Origin of the sequence: Tritonibacter multivorans, from assembly GCF_001458415.1 — a bacterium.
Taxonomy (GTDB): domain Bacteria; phylum Pseudomonadota; class Alphaproteobacteria; order Rhodobacterales; family Rhodobacteraceae; genus Epibacterium; species Epibacterium multivorans.
In genome coordinates this window covers 61,422-80,112 of record NZ_CYSD01000002.1, presented here as the reverse complement: position 1 = coordinate 80,112, position 18,691 = coordinate 61,422, and the positions used below count along the sequence as shown (strand labels likewise).

The 18,691-nt window shown below is 57.9% G+C and carries 15 protein-coding genes; 14 read left to right on the top strand and 1 reads right to left on the bottom strand.

Translation table 11 applies throughout. The annotated features are described in order from the left end of the window. Positions 1–424: 424 nt before the first annotated feature. A complete protein-coding gene (locus TRM7557_RS00500; protein ID WP_235811365.1) occupies positions 425–1,225 on the bottom strand; it encodes a DeoR/GlpR family DNA-binding transcription regulator in 801 nt (266 codons plus the stop codon). A gap of 264 nt (positions 1,226–1,489) precedes the next feature. Here TRM7557_RS00500 and TRM7557_RS00495 point away from each other — a divergent pair, with 264 nt between their 5' ends. The 14 genes from TRM7557_RS00495 (at position 1,490) to TRM7557_RS00430 (ending at position 18,682) form a co-directional block, all read left to right on the top strand. Beyond that, positions 1,490–2,371: an ABC transporter substrate-binding protein gene (locus TRM7557_RS00495; RefSeq protein ID WP_235811364.1), complete on the top strand. Its 882-nt coding sequence runs from the start codon at positions 1,490–1,492 to the stop codon at positions 2,369–2,371. 68 nt (positions 2,372–2,439) lie between these two features. Continuing rightward, on the top strand, positions 2,440–3,462 hold the full coding sequence (locus TRM7557_RS00490; RefSeq protein ID WP_058288260.1) for a quaternary amine ABC transporter ATP-binding protein: 1,023 nt from the start codon (positions 2,440–2,442) through the stop codon (positions 3,460–3,462). Next, positions 3,459–5,453 carry an ABC transporter permease gene (locus tag TRM7557_RS00485; RefSeq protein ID WP_058288259.1) on the top strand — a complete coding sequence of 665 codons (1,995 nt, stop codon included), beginning with the start codon at positions 3,459–3,461 and terminating at the stop codon, positions 5,451–5,453. The genes TRM7557_RS00490 and TRM7557_RS00485 overlap by 4 nt, the downstream gene beginning before the upstream one ends. A 1-nt stretch (position 5,454) precedes the next feature. After that, positions 5,455–6,348 (top strand): phosphotransferase, encoded by an 894-nt coding sequence (locus tag TRM7557_RS00480; RefSeq protein ID WP_058288258.1) that lies wholly within the window; start codon positions 5,455–5,457, stop codon positions 6,346–6,348. Positions 6,349–6,356: 8 nt separating this feature from the next. After that, the gene (locus TRM7557_RS00475; RefSeq protein WP_058288257.1) at positions 6,357–8,801 is read left to right on the top strand and encodes a GcvT family protein; all 2,445 of its coding nucleotides are present in this window, start codon (positions 6,357–6,359) and stop codon (positions 8,799–8,801) included. 9 nt (positions 8,802–8,810) lie between these two features. Beyond that, on the top strand, positions 8,811–9,584 hold the full coding sequence (locus TRM7557_RS00470) for an inositol monophosphatase family protein (RefSeq protein ID WP_058288256.1): 774 nt from the start codon (positions 8,811–8,813) through the stop codon (positions 9,582–9,584). Next, complete coding sequence (locus tag TRM7557_RS00465) at positions 9,577–10,347, top strand: N-formylglutamate amidohydrolase (protein WP_235811363.1); 771 nt, start codon at positions 9,577–9,579, stop codon at positions 10,345–10,347. Before TRM7557_RS00470 ends, TRM7557_RS00465 begins: the two co-directional genes overlap by 8 nt. Then, a complete protein-coding gene (locus TRM7557_RS00460) occupies positions 10,344–11,717 on the top strand; it encodes a glutamine synthetase family protein (protein ID WP_058288255.1) in 1,374 nt (457 codons plus the stop codon). Before TRM7557_RS00465 ends, TRM7557_RS00460 begins: the two co-directional genes overlap by 4 nt. A 97-nt stretch (positions 11,718–11,814) precedes the next feature. After that, on the top strand, positions 11,815–13,197 hold the full coding sequence (locus tag TRM7557_RS00455) for an aldehyde dehydrogenase family protein (RefSeq protein ID WP_058288254.1): 1,383 nt from the start codon (positions 11,815–11,817) through the stop codon (positions 13,195–13,197). Further along, the gene (locus TRM7557_RS00450) at positions 13,194–14,339 is read left to right on the top strand and encodes an iron-containing alcohol dehydrogenase (RefSeq protein WP_058288253.1); all 1,146 of its coding nucleotides are present in this window, start codon (positions 13,194–13,196) and stop codon (positions 14,337–14,339) included. Before TRM7557_RS00455 ends, TRM7557_RS00450 begins: the two co-directional genes overlap by 4 nt. A 158-nt stretch (positions 14,340–14,497) precedes the next feature. Next, positions 14,498–15,718 carry a dTDP-4-amino-4,6-dideoxygalactose transaminase gene (gene rffA, locus TRM7557_RS00445; protein ID WP_074942210.1) on the top strand — a complete coding sequence of 407 codons (1,221 nt, stop codon included), beginning with the start codon at positions 14,498–14,500 and terminating at the stop codon, positions 15,716–15,718. Positions 15,719–15,731: 13 nt separating this feature from the next. Then, positions 15,732–16,787 (top strand): LuxE/PaaK family acyltransferase, encoded by a 1,056-nt coding sequence (locus TRM7557_RS00440; protein WP_058288252.1) that lies wholly within the window; start codon positions 15,732–15,734, stop codon positions 16,785–16,787. Beyond that, entirely contained in the window at positions 16,788–17,960 is a 1,173-nt protein-coding gene (locus TRM7557_RS00435; protein WP_058288251.1) for an acyl-CoA reductase, read from the top strand. Continuing rightward, positions 17,957–18,682, top strand: a complete 726-nt coding sequence (locus TRM7557_RS00430; protein ID WP_058288250.1) for a hypothetical protein — start codon at positions 17,957–17,959, stop codon at positions 18,680–18,682. Before TRM7557_RS00435 ends, TRM7557_RS00430 begins: the two co-directional genes overlap by 4 nt. Positions 18,683–18,691: the final 9 nt, after the last annotated feature.

Below are 18,691 nucleotides of genomic sequence, written 5' to 3'. Positions count from 1 at the left end.
ACAAAACAACAACTTGACGACTTTGAAGTGGTGCTGTTCTTGGGGAAGGTTGCGGTTGTTTCGAAAATCGAAAGCGGCGCGCGGCTGGATTTTTGAGGGGCGGGATGGGCGCGTCGGGGGGGGGCGGTTTTGAGAAATTTAAAACTGCATAAGGGGTGCACGTTTGGGGCGTGACTTGTCCGGCCGTCGTCTGGGGAGTAGGCGTTGGTCGCGAGCAGCTTTGTAAATTAGGGCTGCGGCCTCTGGTGATGTGGCAGCGCCCAGCTGCGCTGTCTTTCGTGCGGATTTTACGTTTCGCAAAGAAGTGTCAAAGCGATGTTTGCCCTCAGATTGCGGCGTAGGTCGCGCTCACCGGCGGAGAGTTTTGGCAAAGGCAATGCTGAGGGCGGCTTATGAAATCGTGCTTTTTGCGCGCTGGTCATGATCAATCCGCAACGACGAGCTCGATGTCATTGCGGTTCAGCATGTCCTGAATGGATTGCTCCGGTGTCTGGTCGGTGAACAGCAGGTCGATCTTGTTTGCCTTCTCCAATGTAACTGGCGCCCGCTTTCCAAGCTTTTCGCTGTCGGTCACAATCACCCGAACCTGCGCGCTGTCGATGGCGAGGCGCGCCAGATTTGCCTCTTGCAGGTCATGCAGCATGAAGCCATTTTCGCCGTTCACAGCGCCGGCGGAGAGGATTGCAAACCGCACGTTCAGGCGTCGCACCAGATCTTGTGCTTCTGCCCCGAAGGCGCCTCCGTCGTGGGCGCGCAGCTCTCCTCCGGCCATAAAGACGCGATTGTTGTTTCGGCTCGCCAGGGTTTGCGCCACAAAAACGGAATTGGTTACGACAAACAGATCACTATGGTCGCGCAGAGCTTTGGCCACATAGGCCGTGGTCGAGCCAATATCCAGAAACAGAGAGTCGCCGTCGCTGATAATGTCGGCAACCTTCGCTGCAAGCTTTTCCTTGGCATCGACTTTGGTGTCCAGGCGACTTTTCAAGGTGGGTTCCTGAACGTCCTCAACCAGATGCACGCCGCCGTGAACTTTGCGCACGATATTGCGCTCTTCCAAGGTGCGTACATTGCGGCGGATGGTTTCCAGCGTCACGCCAAGGGCATTCGCAAGAACGCTAACCCGGCAAGATCCTCCCGTGCGATACAGCTCGCGGAGGATTTCTTCTTCTCGTTGGTTTGTTGTTCGGTGGTTCATCGATTGCTGCTCTGAAGGCGTACTCATTTCGAACATCAGTCCTAGGTGTAAAAGCCACAAAAAGCAACGCGTCATCTGTAATAAGTGGCTTTGCTGAAAATTCAGACAAGCTTTCGTGGTCTAATGTTGTTTTTGTTGACTTTGATCAGGGCTCATTCATAGTGATTGAAAAAAAGACACATAAAGCCACAGAAAAACAGGGAAGGTACTAGGATGTTCAAAAGATCGACTATAGGCGCATTCACGATTTCGGCGGCGGCATGTCTGTCTCCGGGCTTGACGATGCCTGTGATGGCGGCGGAGTCTACGGACCCGATCAAGCTGACCTTGCATGACTGGTCAGGTCAGCTGATCAACACAAAGATCATGGGCTCTATTCTGCAGGAGGCCGGGTATAATGTTGAGTATGTTCAGGCCGACTATATTGCGCAGTTTGCGGGCCTGAAGTCTGGTGATCTGCATCTGGCGATGGAGATTTGGGAAACCACAGGTCGTGAGGCGCTGGATGAGGCGACCGCCACAGGCAAGGTTGTGAATGTCGGCGAAACCGGCCTCATGGCAATCGAAGAGTGGTGGTATCCAAGCTATATGAAGGACCGGTGCCCCGGCTTGCCGAACTGGGAGGCGCTGAAGGACTGCGCCGAAGAGTTTGCAACAGCTGAAACGGACCCCAACGGTCGCTATGTGGGCGGTCCAGTCACTTGGGGGGGCTTTGACGAAGAACGTGTTGAAGCGCTTGGCCTTGATTTCGAAGTGGTCCACGCGGGCACCGACGCGGCGCTTTTTGCAGAGCTGGAATCGGCCTACCAGCGGGAGGCCCCCGTTATGCTCTGGGTCTATGTTCCGCATTGGGCGCCTGCAAAATACGAGGGTGAGTTTGTGGAATTCCCGCCGTTTTCCGCAGAATGTTACTCGGACCCTTCCGTGGGCGTGAACCCGGACATGGCCTATGACTGTGGCAAGCCGCGTGGCCCGATCTGGAAAGCCGCCTGGTCTGGACTTCAGGAGAAATGGCCGGGCGCTTATGACATTATTGAAGCCTACAAAATCGACAATGCCGAGATGAGCGCCATGGTCGGCGAAGCTGATTTGGAAGGCACAGACATCGACGCTGTTGTGGCCACATGGATGGGCGCAAACAAGGACCGCTGGTCTGCTTGGATCGCCAAGTAAGCTGCACCTTGGCCGGAGCGTCAAAGCTTGGCGCTCCGGTCCTTTCCCGCTTCACTGGATCATCTTTCATGTCAGCCAAGATTAAACTGGCCTGCCGCAACGTGTGGAAACTCTACGGTGCGAACGCAGAGACTTTGCTTAAAGCCAACCCCAGCCCCTCGGCGGATGAGATCCGCAACGCGAACACCGTTGGCGCGGTTAGAGCCGCGAACATAGAGATCGAAGAAGGGGAAATCTTTGTCATCATGGGGCTGTCGGGGTCAGGCAAGTCGACTTTGGTGCGTTGCCTGTCCCGGCTGATCGAACCGACCAGTGGCGAGGTTCTGTTTGACGGGGTGGACCTGCTCAAGGCTGACGGCAAGGCGCTGATCGATATCCGCCGTCACAAAATGGGTATGGTGTTCCAGCACTTCGCCCTGTTGCCGCATCTGACCGTTCTACAGAACGTCATGTTTCCGTTGACGATCCAGGCGGCCCCGGAAGCCGAAGCTGAGGCCCGCGCGCGTGAGGTGGTTGAACTGGTCGGGCTGAAAGGCCGCGAGGGCAATTACCCCCGTCAGTTGTCAGGCGGCCAGCAACAGCGCGTCGGCATCGCCCGGTCGCTGGTCACAGAGCCGGACCTTTGGTTTCTGGATGAGCCTTTCTCTGCGCTTGACCCGCTGATCCGTCGCGAAATGCAGGACGAGTTTCTGCGTTTGCAGGGGCGGCTCCACAAAACAATCGTGTTCATCACCCATGATTTTGAGGAGGCCGTCCGCCTTGCGGATCGCATTGCCATTATGAAGGACGGCGAGGTCATTCAGGTGGCCACGCCGGAAAAGCTGGTGATGAACCCCGCCACCGACTATGTGGCTGAATTTACCAAACATATTCCCCGCTCTAAGGTTCTGAGTTTGGCCGGTCTCATGACACCGGGAGCTGTCGGTGAAGGCGCACCCCTGTTGCATTCCGCAAAAGTTGCCGATGTGGCCGAGCGTATTATTGCGTCGGACGCGCCGCTTTCGGTACAGGATGATGCGGGCCAGATCATCGGTGCCGTGGACCGGATGGCCGTCGCAAAGGTGTTGTTTGGCGAAGGCAGCACGCCATGATTCAGCGCTTTGACAGACGCACTGTGATTGTTCTGGCGCTGGTCATTGTGACCATTGTGCTGGGCTATCATGGCAGGGATCTCTCCAAAGCGTTGGATATGCGCTGGATCGTCAAATACCCGTCTGCCTGGGTTTTGCCGTTCAAATCCGTCATCAGCGAGGCCATGCGCTGGCTGATCGAAGACGCCGCCATCGGGCCGGTGTCCTTTACGGATGTCACACGCGCGATCGCCTGGGCGATTGAACAGCCCTATAACCTTATTCTTGCCCTCCTGGCGACGGGGTTTGTCTCTGGTTTGGGCAATGAGGCACAAGTGATCCTTCCTGCGGTGAGCTGGATTGTGGTGATTGCCGCTGTTTTGGCGCTGGGGCACTATTGTCGCGATTGGGGGCTGGCGCTGTTGGCGGGGGCGTGCTTCCTGTATCTGGCGGTCTTTGGCCAATGGGACAGCGCCATGGTCACGCTCGCCTCTGTGCTGATTGCGGTGCCGATTGGCGCGGGCGGTGGGCTCCTGGTTGGGGTCTGGGCCTATCGCCACCCGACGGGTGAAAAGATCCTGTCGCCGATCCTTGACCTGATGCAGACCATCCCGATTTTTGCTTATCTGGTTCCGATCCTGTTCATGTTTGGCTTTGGTCCGATTTCGGCACTGGTTGCCACAATAATCTATGCCACGCCGCCGATGGTCCGCATCACAACAATGGCGTTGAAAGCTGTGGATCCCGAGATCGTCGATTTCGGACGAATGGCGGGCACCACCGAACGCCAATTGATGTGGCGTGTGCTGATCCCATCTGCGCGGCAAAGTCTGATGGTCGGCGTCAATCAGGTCATTATGCTGACCCTGAATATGGTCATCATTGCGTCCATGATCGGGGCAGGGGGGTTGGGGTTTGACGTCCTTGCTGCATTGCGCCGACTGGATATCGGCGCCGGGTTCGAGGCAGGCCTTGCCATTGTGGTGCTGGCGATTGCCGTGGATCGGCTGAGCCAAGCCTTTGCGGAGCGCATGGGCAGGATGCCCGAACGCACCACTGGGTCTTTTGTTGCCCGCCATAAACGCACGGTTCTGGTTGGCGCTTTGCTGCTGATGACCTGGACGGTCGGACAAGTGATCCCTTTGTTGCAGGACTATCCGGCAACCCGGACCCTAACAACCGGAGCGTTTTGGGATGACACGATCAAGTATCTGAACGTAAACTATTTTGACCAGTTCGAGGCTGTGAAGGTTTTCTTCCTCAATTGGTTCATGATCCCGATTAAAAAGGTCTTGCTGGGCATGCCGTGGCCCTGGGCAATTGCCATGCTGGTGCTGCTTGGCTGGTCGGCTGGCGGCTGGCGACTGGCCCTGCTGTGCGGCGGGCTGGCGGGGTTGATCCTGGTGTCGGGCCTTTGGGCGAAGGCAATGGTTACCGTCTATCTGTGTGGCGCATCAGTTGTCCTTGCCACTGTGATTGGTGTGCCATTGGGTGTTTGGGCGGCCTTGAACCGTCGTGCGGGTGTTGCGATCAACCTGTTCATTGACACGCTGCAAACCCTGCCAAGCTTTGTCTATCTGATCCCTGTGGTCATGCTGTTCCGGGTGGGTGATTTTACCGCGCTGATTGCGATTGTGCTTTATGCGCTGGCTCCGGCTGTCCGCTATGCTGCCCACGGCGTGCGCAATGTCAGCGGCGAATTGGTCGAGGCGGGATTGGTGTCAGGTTGCACGCCGCTTCAGCTTCTTCGCCACATTCGCCTGCCTCTTGCGCTGCCGGAAATTCTGCTTGGTCTCAATCAGACCATTATGCTTGCGCTATCGATGCTAGTGATCACCGCTTTGGTCGGAACGCGGGACCTTGGCCAGGAGGTCTATATTGCGCTGACCAAGGCCGACATCGGTCGCGGGGTGGTCGCCGGGCTTGCCATTGCCTTTATCGCCATCCTTGCGGACCGTCTGATCAAAGCCGGGGCGCAACAAGCGCGTATCCGTTTTGGATTGGAGAACTGATATGAATAAATCTTTGCGTCAGACAGCCCTTCTGGATCGAATTCGGAGCTTGCCGATTTGGCACGGCGAGATCGCGGTTGAGCCGATGACAGGCGGGATTACCAATGTAAATTTCAAGGTTACGGATCAGGTCGGCGCTTTTGTGGTGCGGGTTGGCGACGATATTCCCCTGCATCAGGTGATGCGTTTCAATGAGCTTGCCGCCTCCAAAGCGGCCCATGCTGCTGGGCTTTCTCCGGCTGTTGTGCATGCGTCTGGCGATCTCACGGTGCTCGAGTTTATCGAAAGCCGCACCCTGACCGAAGAAGATGTCCGTCATCCGGAGATGCTGCCGCGTGTGCTGGACCTTGTCAAAGCCTGCCACACGGAGGTGCCAAAACACCTGCGTGGACCGGCGCTGGTGTTTTGGGTGTTTCATGTCATCCGCGACTACGCGGCCACGTTGGACGACCTTGGAAGCGCGCATATGGGCCTGATGCCCGAGCTGCTGGAAGCCGGTGCCGTGCTGGAGCAGGAAGCAGGGCCCTTTGACATGGTCTTTGGGCACAATGACCTGCTCTGTGGCAATTTCTTGGATGATGGCCAGCGTCTGTGGCTGATCGACTATGACTATGCCGGCTTCAACTGCCCGCTTTTCGATCTGGGGGGGCTGGCCTCAAACAATGGCCTGTCCGCCCATCAGGAAGAGGCGATGCTCGAGACGTATTTTGAGGCCCCCGTCACCGAGGATCTGCGCCATCGCTACAGCGCGATGAAATGTGCCTCTCTCCTGCGGGAAACCATGTGGAGCATGGTGTCGGAAAAGACCTCCGAAATTGACTTCGACTACGCGGCCTACACGGCCGAAAACCTCGCGCGGTTTCGCGCGGCCCTTAAAGATTTCCAAAATACCTGAGGACAGACATGACCGAACTTCCCACCACAGCAAAAGCCGTCATCATTGGCGGCGGGATCATCGGCTGCTCGACGGCCTATCACTTGGCAAAACTGGGCTGGACGGACACCGTCCTGCTGGAGCGTAAAAAGCTCACCTCGGGCACGACCTTCCATGCGGCAGGTCTTGTGGGGCAGTTGCGGTCGAATGCCAATATCACCCAGCTTCTGGGCTATTCAGTTGACCTCTATAACTCGATCGAAGAAGAAACCGGCCTTGGCACCGGCTGGAAGATGAACGGCGGCTTGCGTCTGGCCTGCAACGAGGAACGCTGGACCGAGGTCAAACGCCAGGCCACCACGGCGCATAGCTTTGGGCTTGATATGCAACTGCTGACCCCGCAAGAGGCGCAGGATCTTTGGCCGCTGATGGATATTTCTGACGTGATCGGCGCGGCCTATTTGCCGACCGACGGTCAGGCCAACCCGTCCGATATCACCCAAGCGCTGGCCAAAGGCGCGCGGATGGCTGGCGCCAGGATCTATGAAGACACCAAGGTCACCGACCTTGAGATCGAGAATGGCAAAATCCGTGCTGTGATCACCGAACACGGCCGGATTGAATGCGAAAAAGTGATTTGCTGCGCAGGCCAATGGACCCGTGACTTTGCCGCGAAATTCGGGGTAAATGTGCCGCTGGTGCCAATGGAGCACCAGTATATGGTGACAGAGGCCTTTGATGTGCCCACGAACCTGCCGACCCTGCGCGACCCGGACCGGCTGACCTACTACAAAGAAGAAGTTGGTGGTCTGGTTATGGGCGGCTATGAACCAAACCCGATCCCCTGGGCCACCAAGGGCATTCCCAAGGGGTTCCACTACACGCTTCTGGACGGCAACTTCGACCATTTTGAACAGCTGATGGAGCTCGCCTTGGGGCGGGTGCCTGCGCTCGAGACTGCGGGGGTCAAAACCCTGACCAATGGCCCCGAAAGCTTTACCCCTGATGGGAATTTCATCATTGGCGAAGCACCGGAGCTTGCGAATTTCTTTGTCGGTGCGGGCTTCAATGCCTTTGGCATTGCCTCAGGTGGTGGCGCTGGCATGGCGCTGGCCGAATGGGTCAAAAATGGCGAGCCGCCCTTTGATCTTTGGTCGGCGGACATTCGTCGCTTTGGTCGCCCGCATTTTGACACCGACTGGGTGCGAACCCGCACCGTCGAGGCCTATGGCAAACATTACACTATGGCCTGGCCGCACGAGGAACATGCCAGCGGTCGTCCCTGTCGTAAATCGCCGCTTTATGACCGTTTGGCCGAGCAGGGCGCGTGTTTCGGTGAAAAACTGGGTTGGGAACGGCCTAATTGGTTTGCGGATCTTGCCGCTGGCGAGGTCGCAAAAGACGCATACAGCTTTGGCCGCCAGAACTGGTTTGCGGCGGTGGGGCGCGAACACAAGGCCGCTCGGGAAGCGGCGGTGCTGTTTGACCAGACCTCTTTTGCAAAATTTACCCTGAAAGGCCCGGATGCGCTGGCAGCGCTCAATTGGATCTGTGCCAATGATGTCGACAAACCCGTCGGCGCGCTGGTCTATACGCAGATGCTCAATGACAAGGGCGGCATTGAATGTGACCTTACGGTAGGGCGGGTGGCCCATGATGAATTCTACATTGTCACCGGTACCGGCTTTGCGACCCATGATTTTGATTGGATCAAGCGCAACATCCCTGCGGGGATGAACTGCCAGCTGTTTGATATTACGTCATCAAATGCCGTTCTGTCGCTGATGGGGCCGAAGGCGCGTGACATTCTTGCTGCTGTGACCCGCGATGATGTCAGCAACGCGGGTTTCAAGTTCGGCACCCTTCGCACCATCGGGATCGCGGGTTGCCCTGTGCAGGCGCTCCGGGTGACCTATGTGGGCGAATTGGGTTGGGAACTCCATTTGCCGGTCGAATATGCCCAGACCGTCTACAGTGCGTTGATGGAGGCAGGGGCGCTACATGGATTGATCAATGCGGGTTACCGGGCGATTGAAAGCCTGCGTCTTGAGAAAGGGTATCGCGCGTGGGGGGCTGATATCGGGCCCGACCATACGCCGCTCGAAGCTGGTCTGGGCTGGGCCGTCAAGCTGCGCAAGGATTTAGATTTCAAAGGTCGAGCGGCGTCAGCTGCGCAAAAGGCCAATGGGGTCAAAAAGATGCTCGCCTGTTTCACCGTCGCTCCTGACATTGTGCTTCTGGGGCGGGAAACGATCTACCGCAATGGCGAACGTGTTGGCTGGCTCAGCTCGGGTGGATTTGGACATACGATTGGGCAGTCGATTGGCCTAGGCTATGTGCGCAATCCCAATGGCGTAACCGAGGAGTATGTGCTGGACGGCGACTATGAACTGGAGGTCGCAACCAAGCGGGTCAAAGCCACGGTTCATATGCGCCCGCTTTATGATCCCAACATGTCCAATGTGAAGTCCTGAGGCCGCGGCATGGCTGATCTTGATGCTCTCATGGCCCATGGCGCGCGCATGGCTCACATTGCCTCGGAAACCGCGATGCTGTTCTTTCGGGGAGAATTGGGCGTGGATTTCAAAGCGGATCTCAGCCCGGTGACGCAGGCGGACAAAGCGGTGGAAGCCGCCATCCGCGCCTATCTTTCTGACCATTTCCCCGATCACGGAATATTTGGCGAGGAAGAAGGCAGGACCGGCGGCGACCAAGCCCAGCTTTGGGTGATCGACCCGATCGACGGCACACGGTCGTTCCTGTCCGGGCATCCGCTGTTTGGATTTTTGCTGGCGCATCTTGTGGATGGGGCGCCGCAGCTTGGAGTGATTGCAATGCCCGCGCTGGGGGAAGTTTTTGTTGCGGGACGTGGGGCCAGTGCACGTCTGAACGGTGCGCCCATTCAAAGCTCTGACGTTGCGCGGCTGGATCAGGCGATCCTTTACGTGAACGAGGGCGACAAGCTGTTTCGCGACCACTCCGCAATCTTTGGTCGCCTAATGTCCAGTGGCCAGACACGTCGGTTTGCCTATGATTGCTATCCTCATGCTTTGCTTGCTGCGGGGCATGTGGATGCTGTTGTCGATTATGACCTGCAACCCTATGATTTTCTGGCACTTGCGCCGATCATCGAAGCGGCCGGCGGGGTTGTGACCGACTGGCAGGGTCAACCGCTGCATTTGGGTTCGTCCGGCGCTATTGTGTCGGCGGCAACCCCGGAACTGCATCGCGAATTGCTGGGGGTTCTCAATGGTTGACGTGCAGAACATGGGGCTGGCTCCCTTTGAAATCATGACCCCAAAAGGGCAAAGTGGTGTGGTTCTGGTCTGTGAACATGCAAGTTCCCATATTCCAGCGTGTTATGCGGGGCTTGGCCTTGCCCCGGAAGACCGCCAAAGCCACGCCGCGTGGGATCCAGGCGCGCGCGCATTGGCTGCGCGGTTGTCCGCGGCGCTGGAGGCTCCGATGATTGCGGGCACAGTGTCGCGCCTGGTCTATGACTGCAACCGCCCACCAGACTCTGAGACGGCTATGCCGGACAAATCGGAACGTATCGAGGTGCCCGGCAACCGCGATTTGACGGCCGCAACCCGTGCCGCGCGCACGGCCCAAATCTATGATCCATTTTCACAGGCGCTGTCAGAGCTGATCACCGCAGCGGGTCCGGATGTGGTGTTGGTTACCGTGCACAGTTTCACACCTGTCTTTCACGGAGAGGTGCGCGAAACGGAACTGGGGCTCTTGCATGACGTGGACAGCCGCCTTGTGGATGGCATGCTGGAACAGGCCTCTCTGCTGCCGCATCGCTGTATCGCGCGAAACGAACCTTATGGTCCGCAAGACGGGGTAACCCACACGCTGCAACGCCATGCGATCGCGCGGGGCGTGCCCAACGCGATGATCGAGGTGCGTAACGACTTGCTGGAACACTCAGGGCAGATCGACACCATCGCGACCGAAATCCTGACGATGCTTCAGCCGGCGCTCCAGAAACTCAACACTAAGGAGGCTTGGACGTGACCAGACTACTCTCCCCCGACACGCTGCGGACCCAGATTGGATCTGGTTTGATTGACACCGTATTGGTGTGTCTTGTTGATATGCAGGGTCGTTTGATGGGGAAGCGGTTTCAGGCCGAAAGCTTTGCAGAGAGTTTTCTGGATGCCCGGGAGGGGGAGACCCATTGCTGCACTTATCTGCTGGCCACGGATCTGGAGATGGCGACGCCGGATGGCTATGCCTCCAGCAGCTGGCAGGCGGGTTATGGCGACTATGTGATGAAACCGGATCTGACCACCTTGCGCCCGGTGCCCTGGCTTGAGGGCACGGCGATGGTGCTCTGTGATGTGCTGGATCACCACAGCCACGCGCCCGTGCCCCATTCGCCGCGCGAGATGCTGAAGCGGCAGATTGCCCGCGCCGAGGCCATGGGGTTTTCACCGGTGATGGCGACGGAGCTGGAGTTTTTCCTGTTTCAGGGCACCCATGACGAGATTGCCCGGGCTGGGTTCGACCTCAAGCCGATCTCGAACTACAATGAAGATTACCACATCTTCCAGACCACCAAAGAAGAGGGCGTGATGCGCCCGATCCGCAACCATCTGCGCGCCATGGGGATCCCGGTAGAGGGCTCCAAAGGCGAGGCAGAGGCGGGTCAGGAAGAGCTGAACATCAAATATGCCGGGGCGCTGGCCACGGCCGATCACCACACGCTGGCAAAGAATGGCATCAAGGAAATCGCCCATCTGCACGGGTCTGCGGCAAGTTTTCTGGCGAAATGGCACCATGATCGCGTCGGATCAGCTGCCCATGTGCACCAGTCGCTCTGGGCTGAGGGAGAGAACGCGTTTTATGACGCAACCGCGCCTCTGGGGAAATCCAAGCTGATGGATCACTATATGGCCGGGCTTTTGAAATACGCGCCCGACTGCACCTATTTCTTTGCGCCCTATATCAACAGCTACAAGCGCTTTGCCAAAGGCACCTTTGCGCCGACACAGGTGGTCTGGTCGGTGGACAATCGCACCGCCGCCTTCCGCCTGTGCGGCGATGGCACCAAGGGGGTGCGGGTGGAATGCCGCACGCCGGGGTCCGACATGAACCCCTATCTGGCGCTGGCGGCGATGCTGGCGGCGGGGCTCAAGGGCATTGAGGAAGAGTTGCCGCTGCCGGAGCCTTTTGCGGGCGATGCTTACAGTGAAGACGACAGCCGCCACCTGCCGCGCACCCTGCGCGAGGCGCGCGACGCCCTGCTTGCATCGGACATGCTGCGCGCGGCCATGGGGGAAGAGGTAATCACCCATTATGCGCGCGCGGCCGCGTGGGAGATCGAAGAGTTCAACCGCGTGGTGACCACCTATGAGATCGCCCGTGGGTTTGAGAAAGCCTGAGCGGAACCGGGAGGTCGGAGCGGGGGCCAGCCCCCGCACCCCCGGGATATTTGGAAAAAGATGAAAGACAGGCCGCTGCGGCCAAAAGGAGGTGCCCATGCGCCAGAAGCTGAGCTGTATCTCGCCGATTGATGGATCGGTCTTTGCCACGCGCGACACGCTGCCCCTTGAGGCCGCCCGTGCCACAGTTGCCCGTGTGCGCGCGGCGCAGGCGGCCTGGGCGGCGCGACCCTTGCAGGAGCGCATTGATCTGGTGCTGGCGGGCGTGGCCGCTGTGGGCGCCATGAATGATGAGATCGTGCCGGAACTGGCGCAGATGATGGGCCGGCCTGTGCGCTATGGCGGGGAATTTGGCGGCTTTGAGGAACGGGCGCAGTATATGGCGCAGATCGCTGCAGAGAGCCTTGCTGACATTGAGGTGGGCGAGGATGCGACCTTCCGCCGGTACATCAAACGCATCCCCCATGGGGTGGTGCTGGTCGTGGCGCCCTGGAACTACCCCTATATGACCGCGATCAACACTGTCGCGCCTGCGCTGATTGCGGGCAATACGGTGGTGCTGAAACATGCCACCCAGACCCTTTTGGTGGGCGAGCGCATGGCGGCGGCCTTCCACAGCGCGGGCGTGCCTGAGGATGTCTTTGCCAATGTCTTTCTTGATCATGACGCCACCTCGGCCCTGATTGCAGATCGCGCCTTTGATTTTGTGAACTTCACCGGGTCCGTCGGCGGGGGGCAGGCGATGGAGCGCGCGGCGGCAGGGACGTTTACCGGTGTTGGCACCGAACTGGGCGGCAAGGATCCGGGCTATGTGATGGAGGACGCCGATCTGGATGCGGCGGTCGACACGTTGATTGATGGCGCCATGTTCAACGCCGGTCAGTGCTGCTGCGGGATTGAGCGGATCTATGTGCACGAAAGCCTGTATGACAGCTTCGTGGCCAAAGCCGTGGCGCTGGTTCAGGGCTATAAGCTGGGCAATCCCATGGATCCCGCAACCACGCTGGGGCCAATGGCCAATGTGCGTTTCGCCGCTGAGGTGCGGGCCCAGATTGCCGAGGCTGTGGCCGATGGCGCGACCGCTCATATAGACCTCTTTGCCGCCGATGATGGCGGCGCTTATCTGACGCCGCAGATCCTGACGGATGTGACCCATGACATGCGGGTGATGCGCGAAGAAAGCTTTGGCCCGGTGGTCGGCATTATGAAGGTTTCTTCTGATGCGGAAGCGATCCGGCTGATGAATGACTGCGACTTTGGTCTGACGGCGTCGCTCTGGACTGCGGATGTGGAGCGCGCCGCGCGCATTGGCGACCAGCTGGAAACCGGGACGGTCTTTATGAACCGGGCTGATTATCTGGATCCCGGCCTGTGCTGGACGGGCTGCAAGAACACCGGGCGCGGGGGCGGACTTTCTGTGATTGGCTATCAGAACCTCACCCGCCCGAAATCCTACCATCTGAAAAAGGTGACCTCATGAGCCTTGTTGGAAACTGGTCCTATCCGACCGCGATCAAATTCGGCGCTGGCCGCATTGCTGAACTGTCCGACGCCTGCGCGCAGGCGGGGATGAAACGCCCTCTGCTGGTCACGGACCGGGGGCTGGCCGCTTTGCCGATCACATCCGCAACGCTGGATATTCTGGAGGCCGCAGGTCTGGGGCGTGCGATTTTTGCCGAGGTCGACCCGAACCCAAACGAGATCAACCTCGCAGCGGGGGTCGCGGCCTATAAGGCGGGCGGCCATGATGGGGTCATCGCCTTTGGCGGGGGCTCGGGGCTGGATCTGGGGAAAATGGTGGCCTTTATGGCAGGCCAAACCCGTCCGGTCTGGGATTTTGAGGATATTGGCGACTGGTGGACGCGGGCAGATGCGGATGCAATTGCGCCCATTATCGCGGTGCCCACCACCGCGGGCACCGGATCTGAGGTGGGCCGCGCCAGCGTCATCACCAATTCTGAAACCCACGCCAAGAAGATCATCTTTCACCCCAAGGTGCTGCCCGCCGTGGTGATCTGCGACCCGGAACTGACCGTGGGCATGCCGCCCGCGATCACCGCAGGCACCGGATTGGACGCTTTTGCCCATTGTGTGGAGGCGTTTTCCAGCCCGCATTATCACCCGATGAGTCAGGGCATTGCGCTGGAGGGCATGCGTCTGGTCAAGGATTACCTGCCGCGCGCCTATGCCGATGGTCAGGATCTGGAGGCCCGTGCCCAGATGATGTCAGCGGCGATGATGGGCGCGACCGCCTTCCAGAAGGGGCTGGGCGCTATCCACGCCATGAGCCACCCCGTGGGCGCGCAGTTCAACACCCACCACGGCACCACCAATGCGGTCTGCATGCCCGCCGTGTTGGCCTTCAACGCGCCCGCCATCCGCGACCGCTTTGATCAGGCGGCGGCTTACTTGGGGATCGAGGGCGGCTTTGAGGGCTTCTGCGCCTTTGTTCAGGATCTCAACAACCGTCTTGGCATTCCCTCATCCCTGCGCGCCCTCGGCATCACCGAAACCGCCATCCCCGCCCTCGTCAAAGACGCAATCACCGACCCCTCCTGCGGCGGCAACCCAATCAAACTCACAGAAGAAAACCTCACAAAACTCTTCGAAAACGCATTGTGAGGGTGGCGGGATTTTCGCGCCGGGCGGCGGCTTTCATTTGGGATGTACGAGGAGCGTTTAACCTCGACACCCTTTGTTAATTTGGAATCGGTAAATTTGGCCTGATCGCCTGCCGGAAAGGGGGGCGAAAGCAAGATCGCTAGAAAGGCCGCGTCGATATGAACAAAGTCCCATTCAACAAGCCCAGTCTTGTCGGTGACGAGATCAAATATATCCGGGATGCGGTGCGGCTGGGTCAGCTTGCAGGCGACGGCACATATACGGAGCGTTGCCAAAAGCAGATCTCCAAATTGGTCGGCGGCGGGGACACCCTTATTTCCCACTCCTGCACGGCGGCCTTGGAAATGGCGGCGATATTGTGCGACCTCGGGCCGGGGGATGAGGTTATTATGCCCTCTTTCACCTTTGTCTCGACTGCAAATGCGGTCGTGCTTCGGGGCGCGGTTCCAGTTTTTGTTGATATTGACCCGGTCTCGCTTTGTCTGGATCCAAACAAGGTGCGTGCGGCGATTACCTCGAAAACACGCGCGATTATGGCGGTTCACTATGCGGGGTTCCCGGCAGGGATCGAGACTTTGGCCGACATTGCAAAGGATCACGGGCTCTTCTTGATCGAAGATGCGGCACAGGCGCTTGGTTCGCGCTACAAGGGGCGACCGGCAGGCAGTTTTGGCGATCTTGCCGCCTTTAGTTTTCACGAAACCAAAAACGTCATCAGCGGCGAAGGTGGGGCGTTGGTTGTCAACAATCCAGCCATGGCGGAGCGTGCGGAAATCATTCGCGAAAAGGGCACCAACCGGTCGCAGTTCTTTCGAGGACAGGTCGATAAATACACCTGGGTCGACATTGGCTCCTCCTTTTTACCGGGGGAGTTGATTGCAGCTTATCTGGCCGCACAGCTTGATGTGGAACCCGCCATTCGAGCCCGAAGGCTTTCGGTGTATGATGCCTATACCGAGGCATTTTCCGATCTGGAAGATCGCGGCCTGGTGACGCTTCCCAAGGCGCTTCCTGACTGTGATGGCAATGGCCACATGTTCTATTTTCTTATGAAAAGCCAAAACGCGCGACAGCATTTTATTCAGGAAATGAAGGCACGGGGAATTGGGACGCCCTTCCACTATGTGCCTCTGCATTCCGCGCCGGCGGGACGGCGGTATGGCAGAACACATGGGTCACTAACAGTGACCGACCAAGTATCAGAGACATTGGTCCGCCTGCCGATGTTTTATGATTTGGGCTCTGACATTGAAACCGTGATCTCTGCAGCCACGGAGGTTCTGGAACTCAGCTGGCTTGCCTCGCTGCACAGCCCGGCGCAATTGTTGTCCGGGGCAGGAATTTCTTCGGCGGCGGCGACAAACAGATCAGGTGTTTAAGGACGGAAAATCAATGAAGGATTTTGATTTTCCAACCGCGACAGACGAAAGACTTGCGCGGTTTCAGTCTCTTGCGCGTCACCACTACGACGCGTGTTCGGCCTATCGCAATATTGTTGACCGATGGTTTGGACCATCGGCGCTTTCGGGGCGACTGGAGGAACTGCCATTTCTTCCGGCCGAAATCTTTAAGACCCACGCGCTCAAGAGCGTCCCCGAGGAGGAGGTGTTCAAGGTGATGAAATCCTCGGGCACCACATCGCAACTGCGATCACAGATCTATTTGGACCGGGATACCGCACGGGCACAAAGTAAGGCGCTGTCTTCCATTGTCGCCGGAGTCCTGGGCAAGAAACGTCGCCCTATGCTGGTGATCGATTGCCCGGCGCAGATCGCCAACAGGGCAACGTTTTCCGCACGCGGCGCTGGAATTCTTGGCTTCTCTACCTTTGCGACCAAGAAATTCTTTGCGCTGAACGACGACATGTCCATCAACCACGAGAATATTCAGGCGTTTCTGGACTGCGATGCGGACCAAAGTTTCCTCTTTGGGTTCACGGCGATTATCTGGCAGGAATTCCTGAGCAAGATTGACGCGCACAGCTTTAAAGAAAAGGCAGGCGCTGCGGTTTTGCTCCATGGGGGGGGCTGGAAGAAGCTGGCTGCGCAGAACATTTCCAGCCAGACCTTTGGTGCCAGGGTGAAAGAACGGCTGCCTTTTGTACAAAGCGTGCATGATTATTACGGCATGGTGGAACAGACTGGGTCGATCTTTTTGGGCTGCGATCAGGGATATCTCCATACCAATCCCTACAATCACATCATTTGCCGGGATCAAAACACGCTTGAACCGCTACCCGAGGGGGAAACAGGCGTGCTGCAGGTTATGTCGACCCTGCCCACCTCTTACCCCGGATTCTCAATCCTGACCGAGGACCTTGGACGGGTCATTGGGCCCGGTGAGACGATGACAGCTGGTGTGACCCATGCCAGCACAGTCTTTGAAGTCCACGGCCGCATGGCTCAGGCGGAAATACGAGGGTGCAGCGACACCTATCAGGGGCGTTAAATGCAAGAACTCACCAACAGCGATTTTGGAAACGTTCTGTCGGCCGCACCGATGCGTGCGTTCGATCCGTCCGTTCTTGGGTTTTTGGATGACGTCAGTCAGAAAATTCTGAACACGTCAACGACACGCCAGTTTCCTGATCTTGCGACATTGGGGTTCTTCCTGCGGCGCAAGAACCTGGATCGGATTGGCCGCGGGTATCTTGGAGATGGCAAAGTCTTCTTAATGGGACGCGGGCTTGCGTTTCATGTGGGCCCGGCGAACGTGCCCCTGAATTTTGCCTACTCCCTTGTGGCGTCCTTGCTGGCGGGCAATCCAAGTGTTGTGCGCGTCTCGTCCAGACCGTTTCCGCAGGTGGATCTGTTTGTGGACGCGCTGAATGCCGCGTTTGATGCGGCGAAGATGTCCAACAGGGTTTCGATCCTGCGGTACGGGCACGACAGCGCGATGAATGAACGCCTGTCGCAGACCTGCGACCTTCGCGTGATCTGGGGCGGCGACCAAACAATTCAGACGTTTGCCTCCATTCCCGTCCCAGCGCGCGCGACGGAGATACATTTCGCCAATCGCTACTCTGCGGCGGTGATCGATGCCCGTGACTATCTGGAAACCTGCGAGGCGCGGGAGATTGCGCAGAAGTTTTACAACGACGTCTACCCGTTCGAACAAAACGCCTGCACGGCCCCGAAACTGGTGTTCTGGCTGGGCGAGGATGTCGTTATCCGACAAGCAAAAGAACGGTTCTGGTCAGAGCTGAAACAGACCATGCATCGGGCACAGTATCAGCCAGCGGAAGGTGTCGGGGTCCGGCATTTCAAAAGCGTTGCGCAATTGGCGGTCGAGGCGCCCATTCGGCGATCCATAAGCCATCCCAGTTTGACGGTCATTGAAGCAGAAACCGCCAGCGCCTGCCGTCTGGATCACGGCGCGAGCGAGGGGTTTTTCCTAGAGCGAAGTATCCAACACCTGGGCGAGCTTTCGGACGCATTGGACCAACGCTGCCAGACGCTGGCGTTTGTTGGGGATCTCAAAACGGACATCCTGTCCTGTGTTGCTGAACACGGCATGAAGGGGGTGGACCGGGTGGTTCCGGTCGGGACCGCGGGTCACTTCTCTTTTGTTTGGGAAGGGAAGGATTTGATCCGGCTCATGTCACGGAGTTTCGAATTGTGAAAATCATTGAAGCTGTTTGGGAAAAGCGCAATCTCGGACTGGATGTGTTGGAGGTCGAGCTGGGATCTGATGATTGCCCCACAGACGTTGTCACGGCGCTCGAAAACCTCCCGGCGGCGGATTATGTCTCTGTGAAGGTTCCGGCTGGCAATGTGGCATTGACCAATGCCATTGAAGACATTGGATTTCGCTTTCGGGAGATGTTGAGCACTGTTGAAGTGGTTAATCTACCTGACCTGGATCGGATCATGTCACGCTATGCCCAGCACATGTCCACAGGGCCTGCAGCGGACCATGAAATCGAAGAGATTTTTGACCACATACGCGACGGAATGTTTACAACGGATCGTTTCTCGTTGGATCCGGCCTTTTCAGCAGTTCAGTCTTCCAGCCGCTATTGTGGCTGGATCTCAGATGAGGTTGCGCGCGGGGCAGAGCTGCAATCAATTGCGTTCAAAGGGAAATTTGTGGGGTTCTTTCTGGTGCGGGATGCAGGGGGCGGGCGGTTTCATTCCTTGCTCGCAGGCATTTTCCCGGCGTTCCAACACATGGGTTTAGGGTATTTCATCAACCATATGGCCTATGTGCATTGCTTTGAAAAAGGGGCGAAAACTGTTTCGACCACTTTCTCGTCCAACAACCTCGGTGCGAGCAATATCCATAACATTATAAGTACTCGGTTAACCTCTCAGTGTTACGTGTTTTCAAAACACCTAAAGTGATTGGAAGAA